This window comes from Pseudomonas sp. K5002 (assembly GCF_013386655.1).
Taxonomy (GTDB): domain Bacteria; phylum Pseudomonadota; class Gammaproteobacteria; order Pseudomonadales; family Pseudomonadaceae; genus Aquipseudomonas.
The window spans coordinates 1-1,816 of sequence record NZ_JACARK010000934.1; the positions used below are offsets into that span (position 1 = coordinate 1).

Genomic DNA, 1,816 nt, shown 5'->3' on the forward strand with positions numbered 1-1,816 from the left:
CGGATCTGCGTGGGCTGGTGGCGGACCTCGGTACGGCCGAGGGCGCTGAAAAGCTGTTCGCCGCCGAGCCGCGCGCCGACATCCTGGTGAACAACCTCGGGATCTTCAACGACGTCGATTTCTTCGACGCCCCCGACAGCGAGTGGACGCGTTTCTACGAGGTCAACGTGATCTCCGGTGTGCGTTTGTCGCGGCATTACACGCCGGGCATGGTCGAGCAGGGCTGGGGCCGGGTGATCTTTGTGTCGTCGGAATCCGGGGTGGCAACGCCGGCTGACATGATCAATTACGGCGTGACCAAAAGCGCCAACCTGGCGGTGTCCCATGGCTTGGCCAAACGCCTGGCGGGCACCGGGGTGACGGTCAATGCGATCCTGCCGGGGCCGACCTTTACCGATGGCCTGGAGCACATGCTCAAGGACGCCGTGGCCAAGTCCGGGCGCAGTGCGCGGGACGAGGCGGATGTGTTTGTGCGCAATGCGCGGCCGACGTCGATCATCCAGCGCGCAGCGAATGTGGATGAAGTGGCGAATCTGGTGGCGTACATTGCTTCACCGTTGTCCTCTGCCACCACCGGTGCCGCGTTGCGGGTCGACGGCGGTGTTGTCGACAGCATGGCGATCTGATTTTTCTTGAATGGTTTGGAGTGTTAATCGTGGCAAAAGCATCTGCTGTTATTGAAATCCCGGTTTCGGCCGAACAGGTTTGGCAATTGGTCGGCGGCTTCAATTCGCTGCCGGACTGGCTGCCCTTTATCGTCAAGAGCGAGCCGAGTGAAGGCGGGCGTGTGCGTCATCTGCAAACGGCGGATGGTGGTGTGGTGGTGGAGCGGCTGCAACGCTTTGATGATGCGGCGCGTACCTACAGTTATTCGATCAGCGAGTCGCCGTTTCCGGTGAGTGAGTATTTGGCGACGTTGAAGGTTGAGGCGTTGACGGACAGCACCGCCAAGGTCACCTGGTCGGGTGTGTTCACTCCGGTGGCCGGTGTGACGGATGCGGCGGTGGAGGAGTTGTTCAGCGGTGTCTATAGCGGGGGGCTGGATGCGCTGCGGGGTAATTTTCCGGGCTGAATGAAGATCAAATGTGGGAGCGGGCTTGCTCGCGAATGCGGTGGATCAGTGCCAGATGGGTTGACTGACACTCCGCATTCGCGAGCAAGCCCGCTCCCACATTGGTTTTGTGGTGTTCTTCAGGCTTCAGGCTTCAGGCTTCGGGCATCAGTTGTTGGCGGCATTCGAGGATCAGCTTCGCACCGCCTCGTTCGCTGCTGCCGACTTCCAGTTTGAAACCGTGCAGGTTGATGATCGCGGCCACAATCGACAGCCCCAACCCAAACCCGCCTTGTTGCTGATTGCCTTCGTCCACCCTGTAAAACCGCTGGAACACCGCGGCACGTTCAGCTGCGGGAATCCCGGGGCCGGAGTCCAGGACTTCAATGCGGGTGCTGCCGGCATCGTTCACGCCTCGCAGGATCACTTCGCCGCCCGGCGGGGTGAATTTGATCGAGTTGCTCAGCAGGTTGGCCAGGGCTTCGAACAGCAAGGCGCGATCGCCGGTGATCCACGGTAACGAGTCCGGCACTTGCAGCAGCAATTCCATCTCGCCTTCTTCTGCCAGGGGCAGGTAGAAGTCGTGGAGTTCCTGCAGCAAGGGCAGGGGATCAAGCACCAGGAAGCCCGAGCGGCGCTGATGGTCTTCCAGTTCGGAAATCCGCAGCAAGCCACGGAAGCGCGCCATCAAGGTGTCGGTTTCGGCGATGGCCGCGTCCAGTTGCAGGGCGTGGGGCGCGTCCTCATCGGCCTGCTGCTGGATCC

At 61.4% G+C, this 1,816-nt stretch carries 3 protein-coding genes; 2 read left to right on the forward strand and 1 reads right to left on the reverse strand.

Annotated features, from left to right (window positions below):
* Together HX846_RS31250 and HX846_RS31255 are read left to right on the forward strand one after the other, a co-directional pair.
* A partial coding sequence (locus tag HX846_RS31250) for an SDR family NAD(P)-dependent oxidoreductase (RefSeq protein WP_178966872.1) occupies positions 1-626 on the forward strand: 626 nt, incomplete at its 5' end.
* A 29-nt stretch (positions 627-655) separates the two neighbouring features.
* Positions 656-1,072, forward strand: coding sequence for an SRPBCC family protein (locus tag HX846_RS31255; RefSeq protein ID WP_178966873.1), 417 nt, complete (start codon positions 656-658; stop codon positions 1,070-1,072).
* Between the two features lie 133 nt (positions 1,073-1,205).
* Here the strand turns inward: HX846_RS31255 and HX846_RS31260 are convergent.
* A partial coding sequence (locus HX846_RS31260) for a cell wall metabolism sensor histidine kinase WalK (RefSeq protein ID WP_178966874.1) occupies positions 1,206-1,816 on the reverse strand: 611 nt, incomplete at its 5' end.